This is a genomic window from Salmonella sp. SJTUF15570 (assembly GCF_043357055.1).
Lineage (GTDB): Bacteria > Pseudomonadota > Gammaproteobacteria > Enterobacterales > Enterobacteriaceae > Salmonella > Salmonella enterica.
Genome location: NZ_JBEUKJ010000033.1, coordinates 1 through 2,245, shown reverse-complemented (window position 1 = coordinate 2,245; position 2,245 = coordinate 1). Strand labels below are relative to the sequence as shown.

The 2,245-nt window shown below is 52.1% G+C and carries 2 tRNA genes and 2 rRNA genes; all 4 read left to right on the top strand.

The annotated features are described in order from the left end of the window. Nucleotides 1-78 precede the first annotated feature (78 nt). Nucleotides 79-1,620: ribosomal RNA gene (locus ABVN44_RS24665) — 16S ribosomal RNA — on the top strand. 69 nt (nucleotides 1,621-1,689) lie between these two features. Further along, a tRNA-Ile gene (locus ABVN44_RS24660) sits at nucleotides 1,690-1,766 on the top strand. 109 nt (nucleotides 1,767-1,875) lie between these two features. Next, a tRNA-Ala gene (locus ABVN44_RS24655) sits at nucleotides 1,876-1,951 on the top strand. Between the two features lie 182 nt (nucleotides 1,952-2,133). Further along, nucleotides 2,134-2,245, top strand: a 23S ribosomal RNA gene (locus tag ABVN44_RS24650); the annotation flags it as partial.

The window sequence follows — 2,245 nt, the reverse complement described above, 5'->3', positions numbered from 1 at the left end:
GACGAAAAATGAATACCAAGTCTCAAGAGTGAACACGTAATTCATTACGAAGTTTAATTCATTGAGCATCAAACTTTTAAATTGAAGAGTTTGATCATGGCTCAGATTGAACGCTGGCGGCAGGCCTAACACATGCAAGTCGAACGGTAACAGGAAGCAGCTTGCTGCTTTGCTGACGAGTGGCGGACGGGTGAGTAATGTCTGGGAAACTGCCTGATGGAGGGGGATAACTACTGGAAACGGTGGCTAATACCGCATAACGTCGCAAGACCAAAGAGGGGGACCTTCGGGCCTCTTGCCATCAGATGTGCCCAGATGGGATTAGCTTGTTGGTGAGGTAACGGCTCACCAAGGCGACGATCCCTAGCTGGTCTGAGAGGATGACCAGCCACACTGGAACTGAGACACGGTCCAGACTCCTACGGGAGGCAGCAGTGGGGAATATTGCACAATGGGCGCAAGCCTGATGCAGCCATGCCGCGTGTATGAAGAAGGCCTTCGGGTTGTAAAGTACTTTCAGCGGGGAGGAAGGTGTTGTGGTTAATAACCACAGCAATTGACGTTACCCGCAGAAGAAGCACCGGCTAACTCCGTGCCAGCAGCCGCGGTAATACGGAGGGTGCAAGCGTTAATCGGAATTACTGGGCGTAAAGCGCACGCAGGCGGTCTGTCAAGTCGGATGTGAAATCCCCGGGCTCAACCTGGGAACTGCATTCGAAACTGGCAGGCTTGAGTCTTGTAGAGGGGGGTAGAATTCCAGGTGTAGCGGTGAAATGCGTAGAGATCTGGAGGAATACCGGTGGCGAAGGCGGCCCCCTGGACAAAGACTGACGCTCAGGTGCGAAAGCGTGGGGAGCAAACAGGATTAGATACCCTGGTAGTCCACGCCGTAAACGATGTCTACTTGGAGGTTGTGCCCTTGAGGCGTGGCTTCCGGAGCTAACGCGTTAAGTAGACCGCCTGGGGAGTACGGCCGCAAGGTTAAAACTCAAATGAATTGACGGGGGCCCGCACAAGCGGTGGAGCATGTGGTTTAATTCGATGCAACGCGAAGAACCTTACCTGGTCTTGACATCCACAGAACTTTCCAGAGATGGACTGGTGCCTTCGGGAACTGTGAGACAGGTGCTGCATGGCTGTCGTCAGCTCGTGTTGTGAAATGTTGGGTTAAGTCCCGCAACGAGCGCAACCCTTATCCTTTGTTGCCAGCGATTAGGTCGGGAACTCAAAGGAGACTGCCAGTGATAAACTGGAGGAAGGTGGGGATGACGTCAAGTCATCATGGCCCTTACGACCAGGGCTACACACGTGCTACAATGGCGCATACAAAGAGAAGCGACCTCGCGAGAGCAAGCGGACCTCATAAAGTGCGTCGTAGTCCGGATTGGAGTCTGCAACTCGACTCCATGAAGTCGGAATCGCTAGTAATCGTGGATCAGAATGCCACGGTGAATACGTTCCCGGGCCTTGTACACACCGCCCGTCACACCATGGGAGTGGGTTGCAAAAGAAGTAGGTAGCTTAACCTTCGGGAGGGCGCTTACCACTTTGTGATTCATGACTGGGGTGAAGTCGTAACAAGGTAACCGTAGGGGAACCTGCGGTTGGATCACCTCCTTACCTTAAAGAACTGTTCTTTGCAGTGCTCACACAGATTGTCTGATGAAAAACGAGCAGTAAAACCTCTACAGGCTTGTAGCTCAGGTGGTTAGAGCGCACCCCTGATAAGGGTGAGGTCGGTGGTTCAAGTCCACTCAGGCCTACCAGATTCGCTCCCGTGCTTTGTTGTGGCAAAGCTCGCATACTTCAGTATGCTTCGCTTCACCACGCCGCGCCCGGAAACGAATCAAAGGTAAGAGGTTCTGACTACACGATGGGGCTATAGCTCAGCTGGGAGAGCGCCTGCTTTGCACGCAGGAGGTCTGCGGTTCGATCCCGCATAGCTCCACCATCTCGTGAGTGTTTACGAAAAAATACTTCAGAGTGTACCTGAAAGGGTTCACTGCGAAGTTTTGCTCTTTAAAAATCTGGATCAAGCTGAAAATTGAAACACAGAACAACGAAAGTTGTTCGTGAGTCTCTCAAATTTTCGCAACACGATGATGAATCGTAAGAAACATCTTCGGGTTGTGAGGTTAAGCGACTAAGCGTACACGGTGGATGCCCTGGCAGTCAGAGGCGATGAAGGACGTGCTAATCTGCGATAAGCGCCGGTAAGGTGATATGAACCGTTATAACCGGCGAT